The sequence below is a fragment of the Haemophilus sp. HMSC066D02 genome (assembly GCF_001810545.1).
In the GTDB taxonomy this organism is placed as follows: domain Bacteria; phylum Pseudomonadota; class Gammaproteobacteria; order Enterobacterales; family Pasteurellaceae; genus Haemophilus_D.
In genome coordinates this window covers 1-523 of record NZ_KV801821.1, presented here as the reverse complement: position 1 = coordinate 523, position 523 = coordinate 1, and the positions used below count along the sequence as shown (strand labels likewise).

Sequence of the window (523 nt, the reverse complement as noted above, 5' to 3'; positions counted from 1 at the left end):
GAACCACGTACGATTGGAGTATCGTCACCTGGGAAATCATATTGAGAAAGAAGTTCACGAACTTCCATTTCTACTAATTCTAATAACTCTTCGTCATCTACCATGTCGCATTTGTTTAAGAATACGATGATGTAAGGTACACCTACTTGGCGACCTAATAAGATGTGCTCACGAGTTTGTGGCATAGGACCATCTGTTGCTGCTACTACTAAGATTGCACCGTCCATTTGTGCCGCACCGGTAATCATGTTTTTAACATAGTCCGCGTGTCCTGGGCAGTCAACGTGTGCATAGTGACGAGTTGGAGTATCGTATTCAACGTGTGATGTGTTGATGGTGATACCACGCGCTTTTTCTTCTGGCGCGTTATCGATTTGGTCGAATGCACGAGCTGCACCACCGTAGTGTTTTGCTAATACGGTTGTGATTGCTGCTGTTAAAGTTGTTTTACCGTGGTCAACGTGGCCGATTGTACCCACGTTTACGTGCGGTTTTGTACGTTCAAATTTTTCTTTAGACATTT

The 523-nt window shown here is 44.0% G+C and carries 1 protein-coding gene; it reads right to left on the bottom strand.

What is annotated here, in order from left to right; all coding sequences use genetic code 11:
* On the bottom strand, positions 1–521 hold a 521-nt coding region (locus tag HMPREF2750_RS07150), incomplete at its 3' end, for a GTP-binding protein (protein ID WP_083304553.1).
* Positions 522–523 lie beyond the last annotated feature (2 nt).